This window comes from Pseudomonas sp. EL_65y_Pfl2_R95 (assembly GCF_963971045.1).
Lineage (GTDB): Bacteria > Pseudomonadota > Gammaproteobacteria > Pseudomonadales > Pseudomonadaceae > Aquipseudomonas.
Genome location: NZ_CAXAOV010000001.1, coordinates 1,001,153 through 1,024,181, shown reverse-complemented (window position 1 = coordinate 1,024,181; position 23,029 = coordinate 1,001,153). Strand labels below are relative to the sequence as shown.

Below are 23,029 nucleotides of genomic sequence, written 5' to 3'. Positions count from 1 at the left end.
CTATCAATCCAGTATTGTATTGGGCAAAAAAAAACCGCCGGTGAAGGCGGCTTTTTTATGACTCATGTTACTCAGCTGCAGCCATTTCCGGCTCAGTGAGTTGCAGGAGTCGGTCGCAGTGCGCCTGAACTTCACGATAACGCTCAGCATCAGTCGCCAGTACATCTCCCATCGCTGGGAATATTGTATTGAGCTTGTTGCTCCATTGCTCGGATTTCGCCTGCTCAGGGAAGCAGCGACGGATTAGATCAAGCATGATCGAAACCGTGACTGACGCCCCAGGGGATGCGCCCAGCAGGGCCGCGAGAGAGCCGTCAGCCGCAGCAACCAGTTCAGTACCAAACTGCAGAATGCCGCCGCGCTTAGGGTCTTTCTTGATGATCTGCACGCGCTGGCCAGCGACTTCAAGGCGCCAGTCAGCCGGGTCCAGTTCTGGATAGAAGCCGCGCAGGGTTTCTAAGCGTTTCTCTTCCGACTGCAGGACTTCTTTGATCAGGTAGCGGGTCAGGTCGAAGTTATCGCGGGCAACGGCGAGCATCGGCCCGATATTATTCGGTCGCACCGACAACGGCAGGTCCATTAAGGAGCCGTGACGCAAGAATTTGGTCGAGAACCCGGCATAAGGTCCGAACAGCAGCGATTTCTTGCCGTCGACTACGCGCGTATCAAGGTGTGGCACCGACATCGGCGGTGAGCCAACAGCCGCCTGACTGTAGACTTTGGCCTGGTGATGCTTGACCACTTCCGGGTTGTCGCAACGCAGCCATTGACCGCTGACCGGGAAACCGCCAAAGCCATCACCTTCTGGGATGCCGGATTTTTGCAGCAACGGCAGAGCCGCGCCCCCAGCACCAAGGAAGACAAACTTGGTTTGGAGCTGACGGTTGCTGCCGTCTTTCATGTTTTTGATGCTGACTCGCCAGCCGTCGCCACTGCGCTCAAGCCCTGTGACTTTCTGGTTGCACTTGACCGCTGCATCGGGTTGTTTGGCCAGGTGGTCGAGCAAGTGTTTGGTCAGGGCACCGAAGTTAACGTCAGTACCGGCCATTACACGGGTGGCGGCATTGCGTTCGTTCGGGTCGCGGCCCGGCATCATCAGTGGCATCCACTGCGCCATGGTTTCGCGGTCTTCGGTGTATTCCATGTCTTCAAAGGCATGATGCTTGCGCAGCGCTTCGAAGCGGGTTTTCAGAAAAGCGATGCCTTTCTCACCGCGCACGAAACTCAAGTGCGGCACTGGATTGATAAAGCTTTTCGGCGAGCCGAGGCTGCCTTGCTCAAGCAAATAGGCCCAGAACTGCTTGGACTCTTCGAACTGGGTATTGATGCTGACCGACTTCTTAATGTCGATCGAGCCATCCTCCGCCTCAGGCGTGTAGTTAAGCTCACACAGCCCTGCGTGGCCTGTACCTGCGTTGTTCCAAGGGTTGGAGCTTTCAACGGCTCCAGAGTCCATCAGTTCAACAATTTCAAGCTTGATGGTCGGGTCGAGTTCTTTCATAAGCACGGCTAGAGTCGCGCTCATGATGCCGGCACCGACAAGCACCATATCTACTGCTTCGTAATCGTTTTGCGCCATTACCACTTCTCCAAAATCAGCACCCAAATCACGGCTCAAGAGCCTTCGCGTGAAACTCCGCAGGTCAGCTGTTGCTGAAGTCTCCACAGGTTTGGGGTTGAGTGATAACAGAGCGTTTGCCGCACGCAATGCTGTTCATATTTTCGCCACACTCTTGTGAAGTTGTTAAAACCATTTTTTTCACGCTCTTTTGGAGTCGTGAACCTCAAAAGTTCGCGTCACTGTTTGGCCGGTAATGGGTTGCACGGTCAACAGGTGCTGCATAAATGCAGGCATTGTTGCACGACCAACCAATGGATTGCAGCCAAAGTAGGGGTGCGAAGTGGGCGACTCTCTGTGGGCATTGCCGATGGCTCAAGCATCAGCGGGACGGCGAGGCCGATCAGGAGGCGTCCTTATAATCGGGGCGCGATTATAAGGCGAAAGCGGGAAAATTGATTGTTTTGTGTGACTTTTATTCTTCCATCGGTCAGGCGGCCAACGGTTTTTTCCGATTTGAGTATGTGACGACCGGTGCAATTCTGGCGCAGGCAGGCAGTGGATTGTTCAGCCAGTTAAGGCGCTGCTCGTTCACTTCAATCCAGCCAAGGCCTGACGGGGCTTGAGTTGCCTGCTTGAATGCACGGCAAATACCGTGGCCATCGAGCAAAGCAAAAGTACGCACTGGGTGACGTGGTGCGAACAACGAAGCTAATAATGACATGGCTCAAACCCCGCTTTATCAAAGACTAAAGTCTTATCCCATATACGCATGACAAGGCCATTACAGGAACCAGCACCATCCTTTTACAGTCTCAATCTTTGGAGCTGTTAGCGCACTCGCTGGCTGGTTATACTGCCGGCAACTTTTTTGCGTATCAATTTAGGGAGAAACGAGCATGCTGCACCGCCTGTTTATTGGTCTGTTAGCTGCAGCCAGCCTGACACTCGCTGGCTGCGCACTCAGCCCACAACAACTTAATCCGGACCCGAAGTTGACCGGGCCGCTCACGGCCGTTGGTCATGGGCAACCTGTGGTGGTTCGCGTGGTTGATGGTCGTCCGTCTCCAGTTCTGGGCACGCGAGGTGGTTTGTACCCTGAAACCAGTTCGATCTCTGTGTCGGCCAATTCGATTGTGCCCAAGCTGCAGACTCAAGCCGAAGCGGCCGTGCGTCTACTGGGCTTCACGCCGACTGCCAATGCCGTCAATGCACCGACCTTGACCTTGACCTTGGCCGAGCTGAAGTTCCAGTCGCCGAAGGACAATATGTTCGTCAATGAGTCTGATATTGGCGCCACCATTCGCGCAGAGGTGCAAAACAGCAGCCGTCGCTACACAGGTCGTTACGGTGCTTCGCTAAACCAGCGCTCTGGCACTGCGCCGAATCAGGAAACCAATACCAAACTGGTGACTGATGTACTTAGCGATGCGCTGACTCGCGCCTTTAAAGACCCCACCATTGGCCAAATTTTGGCTCAATAGAGCTTTAGTTTCGCGCAATGAATAAAGCCCGCTTTTGCGGGCTTTTTGCTGGGTGACTACTTAAGGCTGGCTGCGCTCAAGCCGCTTCATCGTACATTTCAGGGAGGCTGAAACCGGTGTGCATATCGATATCAGGCAGATCGTAATGTTCGTGGCCGCCCATCGAGCAGTACACCAACCAGTGATTGTCCTGGACATTGAAAGAAAGTTCGTCGATCACAGCGTCCACTTCGTCCAGCGATTCGATCATGTAATCGTGGTCAACAGGTTGTGGGTTGAGCATGACAATTTCCTCTTCTTTAACCTAGGAGGCGCACCACGCAGTATTGCGTGGGTGGCTGACAAACAGAATTCAAACATTAGGCCAGTTATATGACGGTTTTCAGACAGCTTTGCTCTTGAGCCTGCATTCGTCGGAAGTTAATCATCTAAGCAAGTGGCTGGCGTAAAATGGGCTGCTTTATTTCGGCCTTCTTGGCGCAGTGCCCGGTTTCACAATGTGGTCTCTGGGTCGATAAATCCGTGATGTGCAGGGGCCTTGGGCGTGAACTTGCCCTGAGTTCAACGCCAATACGGCCATTTGGGTTAGGTTTTTTTAGCAATGCGGACGTGTTTTGTCCCCTTGCTGGTGCGCCCAGCCGTCGGATGCACCAATCTGATGTGGAGATGTTGATGTTCGTGCAGTTGTTGTGGTCGTTTTTTTCCGCGTATCCAAGGCGAACGCTAAATGCCTTGGCGCTTTTTTTTGCCTTGATTGGCGGGCTGTTGCTGGTGATGACTCGTCTCCGTGAGCAACGGGCGCTTGCGCGTCTGCTGGCGGGTGATAGCGAGGTGGTCACTGAGTCAGTCTCGATTGATCCACCGACTCAGCGGGTGAACAAATTCTTTTACAGCTTCGGCAGTATCGCGCTGGCGGCGGGCTTGCTGCTATCTGAGTTCAGCACCCAGTTGTAGATATTGCTCTTTGGCTGGATGTATAAAAAAGGCAGCCATCAGGCTGCCTTTTCAATTCAGCGCCTTGGCTTACAGCGCCAAGCCTGCTTTGACCCGGTACTGATTGCGCACCGGGTTGGCGTATTGCAGGATCAAATAAGGCTGCTGTTCAGTTGGGCAGGCCGCCAGACGCTTGCGCCACTGGTCTTTAGCCGCAGTAAGTTCGTCTTTGCTGAATAACTCAAGTGCTGCCGGCACTTGGAGTTGCGGGTCTTGCTCTGCCCACATCTCATACGCCAGATAATGGACAGGGAAGAGTCGGTAGTCACCGAGAATGCACCTGTCCATCTCCATCGCCAGTTGTTTGCTGTCTTCACAGTCGCGCTCAATCGGCTTGCCAAAGTGGATATGCACCCGACCTTTATAACCGGTAATACCCAAGCCAATGCTTTTGTCATCTTCGCCCGCGGCTTTTTCATAGGTACCGGTCGTGGCGCGGATATACAGCTCACGGGCCTTGGCCAGGTCGCAGGGGTCATATTCGTAGCTGATCGACACCGGTGTAAGTTTCAGCGAGCGGATCACATCACCGAAGGCTTCGGTCTTGCGGCTCATATGAAACATCTTGAGGATCGCTGAGTCAGTTCTGTCATCACCGTCTTTGGCGCGACCTTCCGCCTGGGCGATCCAGATCGATTCGCAATCATTGCGAATGGAATGGTTGATATAGGCCGAAAGCAATTGATACGCCGCCAGCTTTTCTCGCCGACCGCTGATTGTGCGGTGCACGATAAAGCTTTTGTTGAGGCGCATCAGGTCGCTGACAAAAGGCTTCTGCAGCAGGTTGTCGCCAATCGCGATACGGGGCGTGGGCAGGCCGGCGTGGTACACGGCATAGTTGACGAAAGCCGGGTCCATCACGATGTCGCGGTGGTTGGCCAGAAGCAAATAGGCGCTGCCGCTTTTGAGGCCTTCGACGCCGGAGTAGGTGACGCCGTCAGTCGCATGTTCAATGGTACGGTCAACATAGGGTTCCACTTTGTCCTGCAATGCAGAGACGGAATTGACCCCAATAAACTCTTTACGCAGCCGATAGGCTATAAGTGGTTTAAGTAGCCAAGCGAATGACTTGGCTAAACGCGGGAAGCGGAATTGGGTGATGATGCCGAGAAATACGTCGTCCGCAAGCAAGCGCGCCAAAACGGCGGGAACTTCTGCGTCGGCGTAGGGCCGGATGGAGTCGAATTCGCCCATCATGATCTCATGTGGTTAGCCGGCGGATAAATGCCGGTATTGTAAAGTGAACGTCCCGCAACTTCTGCGGGTCTGCATTGAGGCGCATATCAACAGTAAGTGCATGGGCTTGCAATAGACCTGCGATTATACCCCCAAGTCACATGGAGGCTTAGATGCTCGAAAGTCAGACCTATCAATGCCCCTATTGTGGGGAGACAGTTGAAGCCTTGCTTGACCTGTCTGCCGGGGACCAACAGTACATTGAAGACTGTGAAGTGTGCTGTCGGCCAATTGTCTTTGATCTCTCAACCAATGGTGAGGACTGGACGCTGGACGTCAGAGGGGAGAATGACTAATGCAAAGGATTTATGAGCCGCAAGACTTGATCGAGGCCGAGTTACTACTCGGGATGCTCGCCAGCGAGGGTATCGAGGTGTTCATCACCGGACGTCACCTGGCGGGGGCTGTTGGAGAATTGCCGGCGAGCGGCTTGTTGGGTCTGATGGTCAATGATCGTCAGGCAGGGCAAGCACGTGAGTTGATCACTGCGTACAATGGTGCGCAACCGCTACCGGGCGATGAGCCCGAAAGCTATCAAGGCGAGTTGGTCTGCTAGGCGCTTCGTCACGTTAAACCCGGCATGCAATTCGTGCCCTGCTGCCCAATCGAGTTAAACCATGTGTGGACGTTATGCTTTTTTTCGTTGGTCGCCAGCATTTGCCGGGTTGTCTGGCTTTCCGGCGGACCAACAGCCACATTGGAGTATCTCGCCTAATTCTCAGGTGCTGTTGTTACGCCGTGAAGCAGGCATGCAAGTGCTCAGCCGTGTGCGTTGGGGCTTAACCCCTCCGTGGCTGACCGATCTGAGCAAAACCCCAGCGCAAGCGCGGGCAGAAACCGTCGCCGATCAACCGATGTTTCGTGACGCCTTTCGCTTGCGCCGTGGCCTGCTGCCCGCCAACGGTTTTTACGAGTGGCGCGGCACTGTCCGTAAACGCCCTTACTGGTTGGCTGGCGATACCCCGACCCTATATTTCGCCGCGTTGTGGGAAGCCTATCCAGTTGAAGGGGCCGTGTATTTGAGTGCCGCCGTGGTGACTCAAGCCGCTGCGAGCCAGCGCCGCCCCTTGATCCTTGATGAAGCGCAGCAGCAACTCTGGCTCGACCCCGATACAGCGGTTGATGAACTGCTGAAAATACTCAACAGCCAGCAACCGGTATTGCGTGAGCGCGTATTGGCTAATTTTGTCAATGACCCCAAGCTCGATGCACCTGAGTGCCTGACGCCCGCATAATGGAGCCTTGGCGCTTATTTGTTATGCTAAGACAATCATCAAAACCCGCAGATTATGTGCATGTTTGACAGTTGCTCAGTGCCGCTTTGCGGCCTAGCATAGCGGCCTTATTCAAAGGAGATTCAGGATGAAAAAGTCGTTGCCCATAACGGCGCTCGTTGCGGCACTGCTGCTGGCAGGATGCCAAGCTGTGAACACCACTAGCGGCGGAGCTGTGGGCGTCGATCGCAAACAGTATATGTTCAGCATGCTCTCGACCGAGGAAGTGAATCAGTCCTACGCGCAGTCTTACCAGGAGACGGTGGCGGCTGCCTCAAGCAAGGGCAAGCTGGAAAAAAACAGCGCCGACGCCAAGCGCTTGCAAGCTATTGCCGACCGGTTGATCAAGCAGGCACCGAACTTTCGTCCTGACTCGGCTCAGTGGCAATGGGAAGTTAATCTGATTGATAGCCCTGAACTGAATGCCAATTGTGGTCCTGGCGGCAAGATTATTTTCTACAGCGGATTGATCGACTCGCTGAAGCTGACTGATGACGAAATCGCTGCCGTCATGGGCCATGAAATTGCCCACGCACTGCGTGAACATGGGCGTGAAGCCATGTCCAAGGCCTACGGTATTGAAATCGCCAAGCAAGGTGCAGGTGCCTTGTTGGGACTTAGCCAAGACACCATGGGCCTGACCGACTATGCCGTGCAATACGGCATGACCCTGCCCAATAGTCGTTCCAACGAAAACGAAGCTGACTTGATTGGCCTGGAACTGGCAGCACGTGCCGGTTACAACCCTAACGCTGCAGTCAGCCTGTGGAACAAAATGGCCAAGGCCAGTGAGGGTGCCCCTCCTGAGTTTATGAGCACTCACCCTTCATCAGACAGCCGAATTGCTTCGCTGCAAGCGGCGATTCCGAAAGTGATGCCTCTGTATCAGCAGGCTAAGCGCTGATTGGAGATTCGCCGTTAACGAGTCCAGTGAACCTTTGGTTCACTGGACTTTTTTATGGGCAAAGAAGCGAGCTTACAGTCAGTTTTTGCGTGCGTCGTAAATGCGAAACCCCTTGGCCTCGGCTCGGGTCGTACAGGGCCCGAGGTGCTCTTCGATCAGCGGAGGGTATTTGAGGAAGCTGTTCGCGACCAAGCGTAGCTGACCACCCGGCTTGAGATGCTTGGCCGCTTGACGCATCAGGTTTTCGCTGGCGTGGTAATGGGTGTGCACGCCCTGATGAAACGGCGGATTACTGAGGACGGTGCTCAGCTCAAATGGCGCGGCATCAATGCCGTCACCACAAATAACCTCGGCTTCAAGGTTGTTTTGCGCCAAGGTCAGGCGGCTGCTGGCGACCGCGAAGGCGTCGACATCCAGCATGCTTACTTGGCTATCCGGATAACGGCGTTTCAAGGCTGCGCCGAGTACGCCGGCGCCACAGCCAAAATCGAGCATGTGCCCCTGCTGCAGGCCGTCCAGGTGGTCAAGCAGTAACCGGCTGCCGACATCCAGGCGACCGTGACTAAACACGCCGGGCAAGCTGACAACGGTCAATGGGCCGTCATCCAGTTGCAGGCTGTAGTGTTGGGCTAACGCAGGCAGATCAGGCGCCTGCGGGGCGTTATCCACCCGCACTTGCCAAAGCTGGCAGTGGCGGGCGCTGTCGAGTTTGCGTGGCTTGCCGAACGCCACCATTTGTTTGGCTGCGCGTTCAATGCCAGCTCGCTTTTCACCAACCAGAAATAGCTCACGCCCTGGCAACTGTGCCGCCAGTGCATTGAGCAGGTACTCGGTCAGTTCACGGGATTTGGGCAGAAACAGCACGGCCGCTTCTGCTGAGGTTTGCGGGGCATTGACACCGAAATGGTTACGCCCGACAAAGCGCGCTTCCAGCAGACCATGGTCGCCCGCATGCCAGCTCCAGCCCTGCGCATTGGGCAGATGCCTGAGCAAGTCATCGCTGGGCAGTCCTGCCAAAAGCAGTGGGCCAGCAAACAACTCTGCCTGTCGCAATAGCACTTCGCTTCGCGGGTCCATGGTCGCTCCTCGATTTAAAAGCCGCGCAGCTTAGCTGACTACGCGACGTGCTGCACCGCTGAAAAATGCCTGAGCATTTTCTGCCATCTGTACCACGATCCGCTGGCGCGCCTCTTTGCTGCCCCAGGCACTGTGCGGGGTGATGATCAACCGTGGAATATCACCTGCCAGCAGTGGGTTGTCGCCGCTTGGTGGCTCTTGAGTGAGTACATCGGTTGCCGCGCCGCCCAGATGACCGCTGCGCAAGGTATCGGCCAGCGCTTGTTCATTGATCAAACCACCGCGTGCGGTGTTGATAATGTAAGCGGTCGGCTTCATCAGTTTCAGCTGTTGCGCACCGAGCATGTTTTCAGTGTCGGCGTTCAGCGGGCAGTGCAAGGTGAGCGCATCAACCTGGGGCAGTAATTCAGCCAGCGGTAAACGATCAGGGCGTGTAGGACGGCCAGGGATCTGTCCGATCAAAATCCGCATGCCAAAGGCTTCCGCCAGCTTTACAACGGCGCCGCCGAGCTCACCGTGGCCAAGCACGCCAAGCGTCTTGCCTTCTAACTCAACGATTGGGTAATCCAGCAGGCAGAACTGCGATGATTTTTGCCACAGGCCCGCTGCGACATCACGCTGGTAATCCGGCAGGCGGGTGGCCATGGCCAGCAACAGCATCAAGGTGTGCTGAGCAACCGAGGGCGTGCCATAACCCTGGCAATTACACACGGTTACGTGGTGTTCACGTGCGGCGTTCAGGTCGACGTTATTGGTGCCGGTTGCCGAGATCAAAATCAACTTAAGGTCGGGGCATGCCGCCAGGGTTTCAGCATTGATGACGGTCTTATTGATGATGGCGACTTGAGCACCTTGCAGGCGTTCGATGATCTGCTGTGGTGCAGTGCGTTCATGTACGCGCAGCTCGCCAAAGGCCTGCTGCAATGGCGCCATGTCGAGGTCACCGAGATCAAGAGAACTGTGGTCGAGAAAGACTGCGAGGTGACTGTTGCTCATCAGCTGTACCTTTATTTTGCAAATGGAAAGGGCGTAGTCTTGCGAGACTAACAGACTCATGGGAACGAAGACTGCGATGTATTGGGCCGAGTTTTTTACCGTAGCATTGATTCATCTACTTGCTGTAGCCAGTCCGGGCCCCGATTTCGCCATTGTCGTGCGCGAAAGTGTTGGCTTTGGCCGCCGGGCAGGGATCTTTACCGCCCTTGGCGTTGGCGTCGGGATTTTTGTTCATGTTGCCTATTCCTTGCTCGGCATCGGCCTGATCGTATCGCAATCGATTGTACTGTTTAACGCGTTGAAGTGGCTGGCTGCGGCTTATCTCCTCTATATCGGCATCAAAGCACTGCGCGCTAAACCGGCAGACCCTGCGAGCCTCGATCTGGGCAAACCTCTTGGAGAGCGCTCGGCACGCGGTGCTTTTGTCACCGGTTTTGTGACTAACGGGCTCAACCCTAAAGCCACCTTGTTTTTCTTGTCCTTGTTTACCGTGATCATCAACCCCCACACGCCGTTACTGGTGCAGGCCGGTTACGGGGTGTATTTGGCCGTTGCTACGGCGCTGTGGTTTTGTCTGGTGGCAATGCTGTTCAGTCAGCAGCGTGTACGAGCTGGTTTTGCCCGCATGGGGCACTGGTTCGACCGACTGATGGGCGTGGTGTTGGTCGGCTTAGGCGTCAAGCTGGCGTTTACATCCCTGCGTTAAAAATGTCCTCGCCGAATACAAAACGCCCGGCATAAAGCCGGGCGTTTTGGTTAGCTGTTTATTAATTACAGCAGTTCAATTGCCACTGCCGTTGCTTCGCCGCCGCCAATGCACAGGGCTGCAACGCCACGCTTGCCACCGGTGTTTTTCAGCGCATTGATCAGGGTCAGAATAATTCGTGAGCCGGTAGAGCCCACCGGGTGGCCTTGAGCACAAGCGCCGCCGTAGATATTGACCTTGGCGTGGTCGAGATTGTGTTCGCGCATGGCCAGCATGGTCACCATGGCAAAGGCTTCATTGATCTCAAACAGATCAACATGATCTGCGTTCCAGCCGGTTTTATTGAACAGGTTCGTTATTGCGCCAACCGGCGCCAAGGTGAACTCACTTGGGTCCTGGCTCTGCGTGGCGTGCGCGACGATTCTAGCCAGGGGATTGAGGCCGCGCTTGGCCGCTTCGTCAGCAGTCATCATCACCAGTGCCGAGGCGCCATCGGAGATGGAGCTGGCGTTTGCGGCAGTAATGGTGCCGTCTTTTTTGAAAGCAGGGCGCAGGCTTGGGATTTTTTCTAGGTTAGCGTTATGCGGCTGCTCATCATCTTTGACGATGATCTCACCTTTGCGGCTGCTGACTGTCACCGAAACGATCTCCGCATCCAGTGAGCCGTTGCTGATAGCGGCTTGGGCACGCTTGAGTGATTCGATGGCGTAGGCGTCCATTTGCTCTCGGGTAATGCCATGCGCGTCAGCTGTTTCTTGGGCAAATGAGCCCATCAGACGGCCAGTTCGGGCATCCTCAAGCCCATCGAGGAACATATGATCTTTGATCTCTCCGTGGCCCATGCGCAAGCCCGTGCGAGCTTTCTCGAGAACATAGGGCGCATTCGACATGCTCTCCATGCCGCCCGCGACCATAACGGTATTACTGCCTGCTTTCAGTAAATCGTGGGCAAGCATGACTGCTTTCATGCCCGAGCCGCAGAGTTTGTTGATGGTGGTGCAGCCGGTTGCGCTTGGCAGGCCGGCATTGAGCGAGGCTTGGCGGGCAGGACCTTGTTTAAGGCCTGCCGGGAGTACGCAGCCCATGATGACTTCTTCTACATCGGCTGGGGCAATGCCCGCGCGGCTGACAGCTTCACGGATAACAGTGGCGCCAAGTTCGACTGCTGGAACGCTGGATAAGCTGCCTTGAAAGCCGCCCATTGGAGTGCGAGCGCCGCTAACGATGACGATGTCAGACATGGTGATTACCTCGAAAATTAAAAACTACAAGCAGGTTGAGTGACTAACTGTGACTTTTATATTCTGCGATTGTATCGTGTGACCAGAATCGACCAAAGAGTCATGTGGCAAATCATTCTTTTGACTGATTTGCTGCCAGCTAGAGGCCTCTAGAGTCATAACAATTCAAACGACCCACTGTAGAAAGGTGCCAAATGTTGCAAACCCGGATAATTCCACCCGCAGCTAACGCCCATCAATCACCGCTATTGATCAAGCGCTTGCTGCTCTCAGGTGGTCGCTATGAAAAGACTCGCGAAATTGTCTACCGTGACCAGGTTCGCTACGACTACACCACCCTCAATGAGCGTATCGCGCGTCTGGCCAATGTTCTCAGCGAGGCCGGTGTCAAGGCTGGGGATACCGTCGCGGTGATGGACTGGGACAGCCACCGTTATCTGGAGTGTATGTTTGCGGTGCCAATGATCGGTGCTGTGTTGCATACCATCAATATTCGCCTGTCCGCCGACCAGATCCTCTACACCATGAATCATGCCGAGGATAAATTTGTTCTGGTTAACAGTGAATTTGTCGAACTCTATAATGGCTTGGCGGAGCAGCTGACCACGGTTGAAAAGACCCTGTTTCTGACCGATACCGAGATCAAAACCACAACGCTTCCAAACTGCGTAGGTGAATACGAGCAATTGCTTGCGGCCGCCAGTGCAAGCTATGAATTTGCTGACTTTGATGAAAACTCAGTCGCGACCACCTTCTACACCACGGGCACCACGGGTAACCCAAAAGGGGTTTACTTTACCCATCGTCAGTTGGTGCTTCACACAATGGCTCTGGGCACGACAGTCGGCGCGCTCGATAGCATCCGCCTGCTCGGCAATGATGATGTGTACATGCCCATCACGCCGATGTTTCACGTGCATGCCTGGGGCATTCCCTATGTGGCGACTATGCTCGGGATCAAACAGGTTTATCCGGGACGTTATGAGCCTGAACTGCTGTGCAAGTTGATCCGTGAAGAAAAAGTCACCTTCTCCCATTGCGTACCGACCATCCTGCAAATGCTGCTCAACAGTCCAAGTGCCAAAGGCCATGACTTTGGCGGCATGAAGATGATCATTGGGGGCAGCTCGCTCAATCGCGCCGTTTACGATGCGGCAAAAGCCACGGGTATTCAGTTGACGGCTGCCTACGGCATGTCCGAAACCTGCCCTTTGATTTCCTGTGGTTACCTCAACGCTGAACTGCAAGCGGGCAGCGAGGATGAGCGCATCACTTATCGCATCAAAGCGGGTGTTCCGGTGCCAATGGTAGAGGCGGTGATAATGGACAGCGCCGGCAATATTCTGCCCTCTGACGGTGAGACCCAGGGCGAGTTGGTGCTGCGTGCGCCATGGCTTACTCAAGGCTACTTCCGTGAGCCGGAGAAAGGCGAAGAGTTGTGGGAAAACGGCTGGATGCATACCGGCGACGTCGCAACAATTGACGGTATGGGCGTTATCGATATCCGCGACCGGATTAAAGACGTGATCAAAACCGGGGGTGAATGGTTGTCATCACTCGCCCTTGAAGACCTTATCAGCCGTAGCAGCATTGTCCGTGAAGTGGCAGTGGTGGGTGTCGCTGATCCGCAGTGGGGTGAGCGTCCTTTTGCCTTGTTAGTGCTGCATGAAGGTCAGCAGTTGGATGCAAAAGGACTTAAAGAACACCTCAAGCCTTTTGTTGAGCAAGGCCACATCAATAAGTGGGCGATTCCAACGCAAATTGCTGTTGTTACTGAAATTCCCAAGACCAGTGTCGGCAAGCTGGATAAGAAACGAATTCGGCTGGATATCGCTCAATGGCAAGAGACCGGTAGCGAATTTCTGTCGACCCTGTAGTGCATGTAAGCCAAAGGTTTGAGTGTGACTGATCAGTCAGCCAGGCTTTTGGCTTGCAAATACCGATTTTATAGCCATTCTTGCCTTGGTAGTGTTTGCCTATAGCCGGTGAAACCCTTGGTCTAGAGTGGTTGTAGATTTCAAAATCACACTTTCGAGGGATCTGTCTGTTTAAACCGCTGGATATAGTCGGGCCCTATATAAAAATAAAAACACCAGGGAGTTGTATCGATGACCACAAAAATAAGTCCGCAGTGGCGCTTGGCGAAATTGCCTCTGGCAGTCGGCCTCGCTTCTACTCTCGCAGCACCTGCATTTGGTGTGACATTCAATATTGGTGAAATTGAGGGTCAATTCGACTCCTCACTTTCAGTAGGTGCCAGTTGGTCGACTGAAAGCCCTGATAAAGACCTCATCGGCGTTAACAACGGTGGTCGGGGGCTGTCGCAAACTTCAGACGATTCGCGCCTTAACTTTAAGAGTGGCGAAACCTTTTCCAAGATTTTCAAGGGTATCCACGACCTTGAGTTGAAGTACGGCGATACCGGCGTGTTTGTGCGCGGCAAGTATTGGTATGACTTCGAATTGAAGGACGAAGACCGCCTCTTCAAAGATATCGATGACCACAACCGCAAGAACGCAGCCCAGGCATCCGGTGCTGAAATCCTCGACGCCTTCGTTTACCACAACTATGCCATCGGTAATCAGCCGGGCACTGTGCGTCTGGGTAAGCAGGTTGTGAGCTGGGGTGAAAGTACCTTTATCCAGAACTCGATCAACTCGATCAACCCGGTAGACGTTTCCGCTTTCCGCCGCCCTGGCGCAGAGATCAAGGAAGGTCTGATTCCGGTCAACATGTTCTACGTATCACAGAGCCTGACCGACAGCCTGTCGATGGAAGCCTTCTATCAGCTGGAGTGGGACCAGACCGTGGTTGATAACTGCGGCACGTTCTTCTCTCAGCCGGACGTAGTGGCCGATGGTTGCGATGAGAACCTGGCGGTACTGTCCAACGACCCGGCATCGATCAACCTGATTAATAGCATTCTTGGCGGCGCGGGCTTGGGTGTGACGCCGTCACCGTGGAACGAAGGCCTGGTAGTCGCACGTGGTGGCGACCGAGACGCTCGAGACAGCGGTCAGTACGGCGTGGCGTTTCGTTACTTTGCCGATCAGCTAGACACTGAGTTCGGTGCCTACTTCATGAATTACCACAGCCGCCTGCCTATCTTCAGCGGCACGGGTGCCTCGGTGGATGCGGTTAACACCATCAACTCGGTGGCGACCTCTGCCGCAGGCCTGGTTGGCCCATCAACCGCCGCACGTTTGGCTGCAGCCGCCACAGCGGGTAACAGCAGTTATTACATTGAATATCCAGAAGACATTCGCTTGTATGGTTTGAGTTTCTCGACGACCTTGCCTACGGGTACCGCATGGAGCGGTGAGTTGAGCTATCGGCCAAATGCGCCTGTTCAGCTCAACACCACTGACATTCTCTATGCAGGCTTGAACCCAATCAGCATCGGCGGCAATGCTGTATACGACAACGCTTCATTGCTGGATGGTCAGGCCGGTCAGGACCTGGAAGGTTACCGCCGCAAAGAAATCACTCAACTGCAAACCACCTTTACCCACTTTATTGACCAGGTGATGGGCGCCAGCCGTTTGACTCTGGTTGGTGAAATTGGCTGGACTCACGTCGGTGGGCTTGAGAGCACTAGCGACACGCGCTATGGCCGTGACCCAATCTTCGGTCCCGGTGCTCTGCCTGGGACCATTGGCGGTGCTCCATCCTGTCAGGCACTGAACGCTGGCACCTTGGGTGACCCGAATGCCAAGAATGTTAGTCGCTATTGCGATAATGACGGTTTCACAACGGCTGACTCTTGGGGCTACCGCGCCCGGGCAATCTGGGATTACCCAGATGCCTTAGTGGGTATCAACCTCAAACCAAGCATTTCATGGTCGCATGACGTTGATGGTTATTCCCCGGGTCCAGGCGCGAACTTTGAAGAAGGTCGTAAAGCTGTGAGTCTGGGGTTGGATGCTGAATACCAGAACACCTACACCGCAGGCCTGTCCTACACCAGCTTTTTTGGTGGTGACTACAGCACTCAGGCGGACCGCGACTTTGCCGCGCTTAGCTTCGGTATGAACTTCTAAGGCACTCAGATTTAAAGGAAGCCTGTTTTTATGAAAACAACAAAAAATTTACTTCATACCAGTGCAATGGTTTTTGCCCTGAGCTTGATGTCCACCAGCGTGCTCGCTGCAGTTTCTGCTGAAGAAGCTGCAAAGCTTGGCACCAGTCTGACCCCAATCGGCGCTGAAATGGCCGGGAATGCGGCTGGCACAATTCCAGCTTGGACGGGTGGATTGCCAAAGGACGCCGGTACGGTTGACGGCGGCGGGTTTCTGTCTAATCCATTTGCGGGTGAAAAGCCGCTGTTCACCATTACTGCTGAAAATATGGATCAGTACAAAGCTAACCTGACCCCAGGTCAGATTGCGATGTTCAAGCGCTATCCAACCACCTACAAGATGCCGGTTTACACCACGCATCGCTCAGCAACCGTGCCGGCCAAAATCATTGACGCAACCAAGAAAAACGCCATCAATACCAAGTTGATTGAAGGTGGCAACGGTATGGAGAACTTCGATACCGCTAACCCGTTCCCGATCCCTAAAAGTGGTCTTGAAGTTATCTGGAACCACATTACCCGTTACCGCGGTGGCAGTATTCAGCGGGTCGTTGCCCAAGCCACGCCGCAACAGAACGGTTCTTACTCTCTCGTCTATTTCCAGGATGAGTTTACCTTTCGCAATTCCTTGACCGATTACGACCCAAGTAAAGAAAGCAACGTGCTGTTTTACTTTAAACAGCGGGTCACAGCACCATCGCGTCTGGCCGGTAACGTGCTGTTGGTTCACGAAACCCTTAACCAGGTAAAAGAGCCGCGTTTGGCTTGGCTGTACAACGCCGGGCAGCGTCGTGTGCGCCGTGCACCACAGGTGTCGTATGACGGTCCGGGAACCGCGGCCGACGGTCTGCGTACTTCTGATAACTTTGACCTGTATAACGGCGCCCCTGACCGTTATGACTGGAACTTGGTTGGCAAGGAAGAAAAGTACATCGCTTACAACAGCTATGACCTCGACTCGCCGAAACTGAAGTATTCGGAGATCATCAAGCCGGGTCATATCAACCAGGACCTGACGCGTTACGAGCTGCACCGCGTATGGCATGTCACTGCCACCTTGAAAAAGGGCGAGCGGCATATCTATGCCAAGCGTGACTTCTTCATTGATGAAGATACTTGGCAAGCGGCAGTCATCGACCATTATGATGGCCGTGGCACACTGTGGCGTGTAGCGGAAGCGCATTCGCAGTACTACTACAACCATCAGGTGCCTTGGTACACCTTGGAAACCCTGTATGACCTGCTATCGGGTCGTTACTTGGCCTTGGGTATGAAGAACGAAGAGAAGCAAGCTTACAACTTCAACTTCAAAGCCTCTGAGAGTGATTTCACCCCAGCGGCATTGCGTCAGGCGGGTGTGCGCTAAGCGTATCGCGTTGATAAAGAAACCGGCCAAGTGCCGGTTTTTTTTGACTTGAACCTGAGCGCTGATGTGAACGTAAGCCATGGAGAGGTGCCTGGTTTATGTGCGGTAACACCTAAGGGCTTCAAATGACTGGAGCAAGCCGTTAGTCTGGTGGCATGTCGTGTAGATTGCTGACCTAACTAATCCAAGAACTGGCACATGACCGATTTATCCAGCCTGCCTGGCTCATCTCGCATCACCGCTCAAGGGGAATTACGCTTTTACAGGCCTCCGTTGCCTGAAGGGCATATTGCCCGGTCACGCCTGTGCCAGCGACTTGAGCAGGGGCTACACGGCCGATTGCTGTTGGTATCTGCGCCTGCCGGTTTCGGTAAGAGCTCCTTGGCCATTGAGTTTTGTGAGCATTTACCGAGTAACTGGCAAAACCTGTGGCTGGGTTTAAGCGAACGTGACAGCGACCCTGGCAAGTTTCTCGAGCGATTGCTATTGGGGTTGCAACAGCATTACTCGAATATTGGCGATGAGGCACTCGGTTTATTGAAGATGCGCCAGCGCCACCAGCCCTTTGCTTTTGAAGAGTGGCTGGATGCTTTTCTTGATGAGCTAACCCTGGTTTTGGATCCGCGTCAGCCCTTATTGCTGGTGCTGGATGACTATCACTTGGCTCAGGGAGCGGTCCTTGATCGTTGCCTGCAATTTCTGCTGAATCACTTACCCGATGGAATGCTGCTCTTGGTGACGAGTCGCCAGCGCCCTGACTGGCACCTTGCACGCTTGCGTTTGTCGCAGCAATTGTTGGAGCTGAACGAGCAGGACTTAAGGCTGACGGAAAATGAAATCAGCCAATTGCTCAGTCGTCAGGGGGCGAGTTTGCCTAGCCAAGCCCTTGCCGAATTGTGTGTCCGCAGCGAGGGGTGGATTGCGGGGCTTCGCTTATGGTTACTGGCGGCAAAAGACGCGGGCGAATTGACTGACTTGGAACATGTCATGGCGGTGCCTCATGGCGCGCAAGGGCTGATACGCGAGTACTTGCTTGAGGAGGTTATTGAACGTCAGCCGGCTGAGGTTCAGGCATTTTTGTATGACACTGCGAGTATGGATCGATTCTGCGCTGAGCTTTGCGATGTGATACGTGATAGCCGTGACAGTGCGAGCATTCTCGAGCATCTGCAAACACACCAGGTTTTTCTGGTGCCGCTCGATGAGCAGGGTAAGTGGTTTCGCTACCATCATTTGTTTTCTGATTTGTTGCGAGCGCGTCCCTTGCAAAGCGCGGAGCGAAATGTTGCCCATATGCATTTGCGTGCATGCCGTTGGTTCAGCGCCCAAGGCCTGCTTGATGAAGCCATTGAACAGGCGCTGCAAGCGGGTCAGCCGGATGTTGCCGCAAACCTGGTGCAGAGCCTGTCAGAAGAGCAATTATTGGCTGAGCAAAATGTATCAGCACTATTGCGCTGGAAGATGGACTTACCCGATCACTTACTGAGCAGTACCTCGAGACTGATACTACTGTATAGCTGGGCGTTGGCACTGGCCTGTCAGCTCGACGCTGCTGAGGAACTTGCCGCGCAGCTAAGCCGTTTTCTACCTGCACCCTCAGAAGTGCAGCAGCGGGAATTGGTGGCGCAATGGCTGGCGATCAGCGGTGTTATTGCTCGCGGGCGTGGTGACAGTTTACGCGCCATCGAGTTCTGTACCGCTGCTTTGGCTGGCTTGTCTCATGAGCGCTACGGCCCACGCCTTACCTGCCTGTCGATGTTGGCCAATCTGGCCATAGTACAAGGCGATTTATGGCGCGCACGTGGCCTTAATCGTGAAGCACTGGAGCTTGCCCAACGCATTGGTAATCCACTGTTTGAGGCGCTTGCCTACTACGACCGCGCCAGAGTACTGCAAGCCCGCGGTGAAGTTTCACGTGCACTGGTAGAAACACGTCAGGGTCTAGAGCTGCTACGTGATTTCCCGGCGCATCGCTTTTATGCGGCTCGCGCCAGATTAAAACTCTATGAGGGCACCTTGCTCTCTTTGCGTTTGCAGCCGCAGCAAGCCGACGCTCATTTGCGCGCCGGGATTCGAGAGGCCCGCGCCTGTCGCGACATCAGTGTGTTGATCGGCTATTGCGTTTTAGCCAGTCAAGAAGGCCGGGAAGGGCGTCTCTCAGAGGCCTTTGTATTGCTCAGTGATGCGGAGCGGCTGATGCACATCTGGGATGTCCCCCCGGTTTATTACCTGGCGATGATTACCCTGATCAAATGCGAGCTGTGGTTGCGTCAAGGCCAAGCTGACCTAGCTCAAGCCTGGCTTGAGCGTTTGGACGAAACCTATGGGGCCGGGCAGGGGGCTACAGCCCCTGAGTACCACCCACAACTGGCGCTGCACATTGATTACCATCTGGCGGTTCTTACGCGTGTTAAAGGGGATATGGGTGAAGCGGAGCGCCGTCTGAAGGTTTTAATTGAACGGGCACAAACCGCTGGTGGGCAGAACATCGGCTCGTTTGCCCAGGTGCAGTTGACCTTGCTTTTACTCCACGGTGGGCGCGAGCGCGAAGCACAACTGCAATTAAGTAGTGCGTTAGCTATGGCAGCTGGCGGGGGCTTGCTGCAGTTTGATGAACTTGTGGTGCATCGGCCCAAATGGTTCCGCGAGCAGCTCATGGTTGGGGCCTGCAATCCCATCAATGCGGCTTTGCTGGCGATGTTGCCAGCGCAAGATACCTTGCCTAAGGCGACGGTTGAGAACCTAGGCCTCACTGAGGCGTTGAGTGGCCGCGAACAGGCAGTACTTGAGTTGATTGCCAAGGGCTACTCGAACCAGGAAATTAGCGAGCGCTTGTTTATCTCGCTGCACACCGTTAAGACCCATGCCCGGCATATCAACAGTAAGTTGGGCGTAGAGCGGCGCACTCAGGCTGTTGCCCGGGCTAACAGTTTAGGCTTGCTCTGAACACACGCACCTTAGAACGGCAGATCAGATTCGGGCGGCGTTAAGCTCAAGGGCTGCGTGGTTCTTTTTTCGGCGCGACTACCCGTGCGCAGGCTGAGCTGTTTTTGCATATCGCTCTCTAGCACGAGCAAGACCGGTTGCATTGACTGAACATTGGTTCGCACTGACGGGTTGCTATGGTTTTGCCCAATATCGTTGATTCTTTGCAGTAGTTTTCGCCGGGCCTCGTCGGAGAGGTGTACAAACAAACGGGGTAACGCTTTGCTTAATTCTGCGCTATACACCGCCAGTTCCGTGGGGCCGAACTGTTGTGTAAAGCTCAAGTAGTCGAGCGCGCTTTGGGTCAATAGAGCTGCTGCTGCCTTGGTTTGTGCCAAGCCCTTTAAGCGAACTGGGTTACTTTGTTCATTGGGGGAGAGGGTCATCCAGAACTCGGTCGTAAGGGTAAAGAGTACTGTTTGTTGGTTGAGTGAGTAGCTCATCAAGCCAAGTGCCTCCGCCGCATAGGGCTGCTTGGCTGCCTTCAAGTCAAAGTACAAAGCCATTAACTCTTTGAGCTGGAACAAAGACTCACGGGCCTCGTTCTGGCGCGACTCGAGTGGTCTGTAGATATTCAGTTGCGCATGCAGGTTCTGGACATTGACCATACGTTGGTAGATAGGGCCGGTGAATTCACCGCTACGCCTTGGCATGGCGTGTGCCTGGGATTGGTTGACCTTTTTCAACGCCTCAACAAGCTGTCGGTATTGGTTGCTGCTCCAGGGTCGCCGTATGTCAGGGATCTTTTGACCTAAATAAAACAGCTGTGTGGCACCGGCGACGTTTAACCAAAGCAGTAACAGCGCGACCCCTAGCAGGCTGAGGGATCTGGTTGATTGCTCGATGGTTAGCTGCACCCTGTGCCCCCTGTATATGCGGCTGGCAAACTGAGTTTGAAGCTAGCGCTTTGATGGCATGGCGTCTGCCGAATAAAAGTATGGATTCGTCCTCGTTTTAACGTTGCGAGTGTTACCCCATCTGGATGCAGACTTAGCACTTCGGCTTTGAAACTTTGAAGTCCTGTTCCTAGGTTTGGTAGAGCCATGGGCTGCTATGTGATCTTCTGGTTTTCTGCTGGCGCTCGCTATTGGGATTTCTGATGGCCAGTCCACGAAGCGCATATCCATAGCAATAAAAAGGGGGCTTTAATGGCTTTATCTAACTCAGCACTGTTCTCGCCAGTGTTTCGGCTGCTCACTGCTCTGGGAGTGGGTGGGTTAGCCCTTAATGAGCTGAAAGCCCTCTATGCGCCGGCGGATAGTGGCTCTAAGTTTGTTGAGATCGACGGTCTCAACCTGCATTACCGTGATCAGGGGGAGCGTCACCTGCCTGTTATCGTCATGCTTCATGGTGTTGTTTCATCCTTGCACACTTGGGACGATTGGCTGCTCGACTTTAGCGAGCATTACCGGGTGATCCGCTTTGATCTTCCCGGTTTTGGTCTAACTGGGCCAAGTAAGGATGGGGTCTATAGCGTTGAACGTATGCTTAACCTCCTGGGTTCTTTGATGGATCACCTGCAGGTTGATAAGGCCAGTTTCGCGGGTAATTCCCTTGGTGGTTATCTGGCGTGGAACTTTGCACTGAGTCAGCCGGAGCGGGTCGAGAAACTGATATTGCTCGACCCTGCCGGCTACGCCATGGAAAAAATCCCATGGCTGATCGCCGCCTCTGAGCTGCCGGGCGCTACTATTCTGATGCCGATTTGGATGCCTAGAGCATTGATCGCACAGGGGGTAAAACAGGTTTATGGCGACCCGAAAAGAATTAAAAACCACGTCGTTGAGCGCTATTACCGGCTTAGCAGGCGGCCCGGCAATCGCAAGGCGATGATGACGGTTTTCCGGCAGATGGTCCTGAGCAATCGTACACTGCTGCATCAAACACCCGCAGCAGTCGCCAAGCTGAGGGTGCCTACCTTGCTGTTGTGGGGGGAGGACGATCGCTGGATTCCACCAGCGCAGGTGCAGTTTTGGCGGCGTGACCTTCAGGGAATCCAGGTAACAACCTATCCCGGCGTCGGGCATTTACCGATGGAAGAGATCCCTCGGCAAAGTGCGGCTGACGCCTTGAAATTCCTGTTGGCGATGGAAGCGCAGGAACCCCCTGCCTGATCCTTTATTTAACCTCCTCAGTCGTGCCGGATATCGAGCCTAAGCTGCGACGGGCTGGGCCCCATCAAACTCTTGGCGAACCGCGTAAAGCAGCTCAATATTGTTGTGTTGCCATGGATGAAAGTCTTCTTTGAAGAAGTCTTTATAGGTTTTGATCAATGGCCGGAAAACACCTTCTTTGCCCCACATCCAGCGCAGCCCGTCACGCCAAACTCGCCAGTTCCAGAGCAGCCCGTCTTGCTTGAGCATGTGCGCTAAGCCTAGGAATGTGTCTTTGAGAAAAAAGAAGGTGCCGATTCGCATCGCCCGGTGAAGAATTTTTCTATCGCCTCCCACTTGGTTGTACACATCAAAGGCGACCGCTTTGTGTTCGGTTTCTTCCAGTGCGTGCCAGCGCCACAACTGGCGCATCATTGGATGGGCACCTTGCATCTGGGTGTCATCGCGCAGAAGGCCGTCAGCCATGATCGCAGTGATGTGTTCCATGGCAGCGGTTGCCGCTAGCTGGCGCTTTGCCGAGAATGTGTTCTGCGTGTAATGGATGCGCTTTTTAGCGCGATTTTCCATGGTTGTGATGTCATAGCCCAAGTCTCGCAGGCGATCACTGTAGACCAAGTGTTCGCGGCTGTGATGGCCTTCCTGGCCGATGAATCCACGTATTTGCTCAGAGAGTTCGGGGTCGTTTATTTGGTCGCGAAATTTACGCACCGAATCGATAAAAAACCGTTCGCCATCAGGGAACAGCACCGACATTGAGTCAAACAGATGACTCTTGAATGCGTCGCCGCTATGCCAGTGGCGAGGCAAAGGGTCAGGAAATTCAAAATTCATATGCCGTGGGCGAATTTTTAATCCCGCAGGTGTGGTGCTAGCCATGCTGACTCCTGATTTTTTAGTTGTTCTAGTCATTCACTATGAGCGGCCAATTGCCATTGGAAAAGGTTATCTACTGCCAATTTAGCGGTCATATATGGCCAGTTCAGATTGTCAATGAACTGTCCGGTAGGGCTAACGATC

General features: G+C 54.2%; 21 protein-coding genes. 12 read left to right on the top strand and 9 right to left on the bottom strand.

What is annotated here, in order from left to right:
* Window positions 1-67 precede the first annotated feature (67 nt).
* Window positions 68-1,579, bottom strand: a complete 1,512-nt coding sequence (mqo, locus tag AACY09_RS04835; protein WP_339486371.1) for a malate dehydrogenase (quinone) — start codon at window positions 1,577-1,579, stop codon at window positions 68-70.
* 469 nt (window positions 1,580-2,048) lie between these two features.
* The gene (locus tag AACY09_RS04830; RefSeq protein ID WP_339486369.1) at window positions 2,049-2,282 is read right to left on the bottom strand and encodes a hypothetical protein; all 234 of its coding nucleotides are present in this window, start codon (window positions 2,280-2,282) and stop codon (window positions 2,049-2,051) included.
* Window positions 2,283-2,457: 175 nt separating this feature from the next.
* Here AACY09_RS04830 and AACY09_RS04825 point away from each other — a divergent pair, with 175 nt between their 5' ends.
* A complete protein-coding gene (locus tag AACY09_RS04825) occupies window positions 2,458-3,042 on the top strand; it encodes a YajG family lipoprotein (protein WP_339486368.1) in 585 nt (194 codons plus the stop codon).
* Window positions 3,043-3,118: 76 nt separating this feature from the next.
* Here the strand turns inward: AACY09_RS04825 and AACY09_RS04820 are convergent, their stop codons facing one another.
* The gene (locus AACY09_RS04820) at window positions 3,119-3,325 is read right to left on the bottom strand and encodes a hypothetical protein (RefSeq protein WP_339486367.1); all 207 of its coding nucleotides are present in this window, start codon (window positions 3,323-3,325) and stop codon (window positions 3,119-3,121) included.
* A 389-nt stretch (window positions 3,326-3,714) separates the two neighbouring features.
* On the opposite strand from AACY09_RS04820, the gene AACY09_RS04815 reads away from it, so the two are divergent.
* The gene (locus AACY09_RS04815; protein WP_339486366.1) at window positions 3,715-3,996 is read left to right on the top strand and encodes a hypothetical protein; all 282 of its coding nucleotides are present in this window, start codon (window positions 3,715-3,717) and stop codon (window positions 3,994-3,996) included.
* 69 nt (window positions 3,997-4,065) lie between these two features.
* Here the strand turns inward: AACY09_RS04815 and AACY09_RS04810 are convergent, their stop codons facing one another.
* The gene (locus tag AACY09_RS04810; RefSeq protein WP_339486365.1) at window positions 4,066-5,229 is read right to left on the bottom strand and encodes a 1-acyl-sn-glycerol-3-phosphate acyltransferase; all 1,164 of its coding nucleotides are present in this window, start codon (window positions 5,227-5,229) and stop codon (window positions 4,066-4,068) included.
* A 155-nt stretch (window positions 5,230-5,384) separates the two neighbouring features.
* Here AACY09_RS04810 and AACY09_RS04805 point away from each other — a divergent pair, with 155 nt between their 5' ends.
* From AACY09_RS04805 to AACY09_RS04790, 4 genes are all read left to right on the top strand, one after another.
* Window positions 5,385-5,567 carry a CPXCG motif-containing cysteine-rich protein gene (locus tag AACY09_RS04805; protein ID WP_339486364.1) on the top strand — a complete coding sequence of 61 codons (183 nt, stop codon included), beginning with the start codon at window positions 5,385-5,387 and terminating at the stop codon, window positions 5,565-5,567.
* Window positions 5,567-5,827 carry a putative signal transducing protein gene (locus tag AACY09_RS04800; RefSeq protein WP_339486363.1) on the top strand — a complete coding sequence of 87 codons (261 nt, stop codon included), beginning with the start codon at window positions 5,567-5,569 and terminating at the stop codon, window positions 5,825-5,827. The genes AACY09_RS04805 and AACY09_RS04800 overlap by 1 nt, the downstream gene beginning before the upstream one ends.
* A gap of 61 nt (window positions 5,828-5,888) precedes the next feature.
* Window positions 5,889-6,506, top strand: coding sequence for an SOS response-associated peptidase (locus tag AACY09_RS04795; protein WP_339486362.1), 618 nt, complete (start codon window positions 5,889-5,891; stop codon window positions 6,504-6,506).
* 127 nt (window positions 6,507-6,633) lie between these two features.
* Window positions 6,634-7,449, top strand: a complete 816-nt coding sequence (locus AACY09_RS04790; RefSeq protein WP_339486361.1) for a M48 family metallopeptidase — start codon at window positions 6,634-6,636, stop codon at window positions 7,447-7,449.
* A 78-nt stretch (window positions 7,450-7,527) separates the two neighbouring features.
* On the opposite strand, the gene AACY09_RS04785 is transcribed toward AACY09_RS04790, so the two are convergent.
* Window positions 7,528-8,526: a class I SAM-dependent methyltransferase gene (locus tag AACY09_RS04785; protein WP_339486360.1), complete on the bottom strand. Its 999-nt coding sequence runs from the start codon at window positions 8,524-8,526 to the stop codon at window positions 7,528-7,530.
* Window positions 8,527-8,556: 30 nt separating this feature from the next.
* The gene (locus tag AACY09_RS04780) at window positions 8,557-9,522 is read right to left on the bottom strand and encodes a 2-hydroxyacid dehydrogenase (protein WP_339486359.1); all 966 of its coding nucleotides are present in this window, start codon (window positions 9,520-9,522) and stop codon (window positions 8,557-8,559) included.
* 76 nt (window positions 9,523-9,598) lie between these two features.
* On the opposite strand from AACY09_RS04780, the gene AACY09_RS04775 reads away from it, so the two are divergent.
* Window positions 9,599-10,228: a LysE family translocator gene (locus tag AACY09_RS04775; RefSeq protein WP_339487080.1), complete on the top strand. Its 630-nt coding sequence runs from the start codon at window positions 9,599-9,601 to the stop codon at window positions 10,226-10,228.
* Between the two features lie 65 nt (window positions 10,229-10,293).
* Here AACY09_RS04775 and AACY09_RS04770 read toward each other — a convergent pair whose 3' ends face one another.
* Window positions 10,294-11,469, bottom strand: coding sequence for an acetyl-CoA C-acyltransferase (locus AACY09_RS04770; protein WP_339486358.1), 1,176 nt, complete (start codon window positions 11,467-11,469; stop codon window positions 10,294-10,296).
* A 194-nt stretch (window positions 11,470-11,663) separates the two neighbouring features.
* Here AACY09_RS04770 and AACY09_RS04765 point away from each other — a divergent pair, with 194 nt between their 5' ends.
* The 4 genes from AACY09_RS04765 to AACY09_RS04750 all read left to right on the top strand — a co-directional run bounded on the left by AACY09_RS04765 (window position 11,664) and on the right by AACY09_RS04750 (window position 19,859).
* Window positions 11,664-13,346: a fatty acid--CoA ligase gene (locus tag AACY09_RS04765; protein ID WP_339486356.1), complete on the top strand. Its 1,683-nt coding sequence runs from the start codon at window positions 11,664-11,666 to the stop codon at window positions 13,344-13,346.
* Between the two features lie 231 nt (window positions 13,347-13,577).
* Window positions 13,578-15,509, top strand: coding sequence for a DUF1302 domain-containing protein (locus tag AACY09_RS04760; RefSeq protein WP_339486355.1), 1,932 nt, complete (start codon window positions 13,578-13,580; stop codon window positions 15,507-15,509).
* A gap of 30 nt (window positions 15,510-15,539) precedes the next feature.
* Window positions 15,540-16,913 (top strand): DUF1329 domain-containing protein, encoded by a 1,374-nt coding sequence (locus AACY09_RS04755; RefSeq protein ID WP_339486354.1) that lies wholly within the window; start codon window positions 15,540-15,542, stop codon window positions 16,911-16,913.
* A gap of 198 nt (window positions 16,914-17,111) precedes the next feature.
* A complete protein-coding gene (locus tag AACY09_RS04750; protein ID WP_339486353.1) occupies window positions 17,112-19,859 on the top strand; it encodes a LuxR C-terminal-related transcriptional regulator in 2,748 nt (915 codons plus the stop codon).
* Window positions 19,860-19,870: 11 nt separating this feature from the next.
* On the opposite strand, the gene AACY09_RS04745 is transcribed toward AACY09_RS04750, so the two are convergent.
* Window positions 19,871-20,743: a hypothetical protein gene (locus tag AACY09_RS04745; RefSeq protein WP_445323789.1), complete on the bottom strand. Its 873-nt coding sequence runs from the start codon at window positions 20,741-20,743 to the stop codon at window positions 19,871-19,873.
* A 303-nt stretch (window positions 20,744-21,046) separates the two neighbouring features.
* Here AACY09_RS04745 and AACY09_RS04740 point away from each other — a divergent pair, with 303 nt between their 5' ends.
* Window positions 21,047-22,012 (top strand): alpha/beta fold hydrolase, encoded by a 966-nt coding sequence (locus AACY09_RS04740; protein ID WP_339486351.1) that lies wholly within the window; start codon window positions 21,047-21,049, stop codon window positions 22,010-22,012.
* Window positions 22,013-22,051: 39 nt separating this feature from the next.
* Here AACY09_RS04740 and AACY09_RS04735 read toward each other — a convergent pair whose 3' ends face one another.
* Window positions 22,052-22,888, bottom strand: coding sequence for a metal-dependent hydrolase (locus AACY09_RS04735; RefSeq protein ID WP_339486350.1), 837 nt, complete (start codon window positions 22,886-22,888; stop codon window positions 22,052-22,054).
* Between the last annotated feature and the right edge of the window lie 141 nt (window positions 22,889-23,029).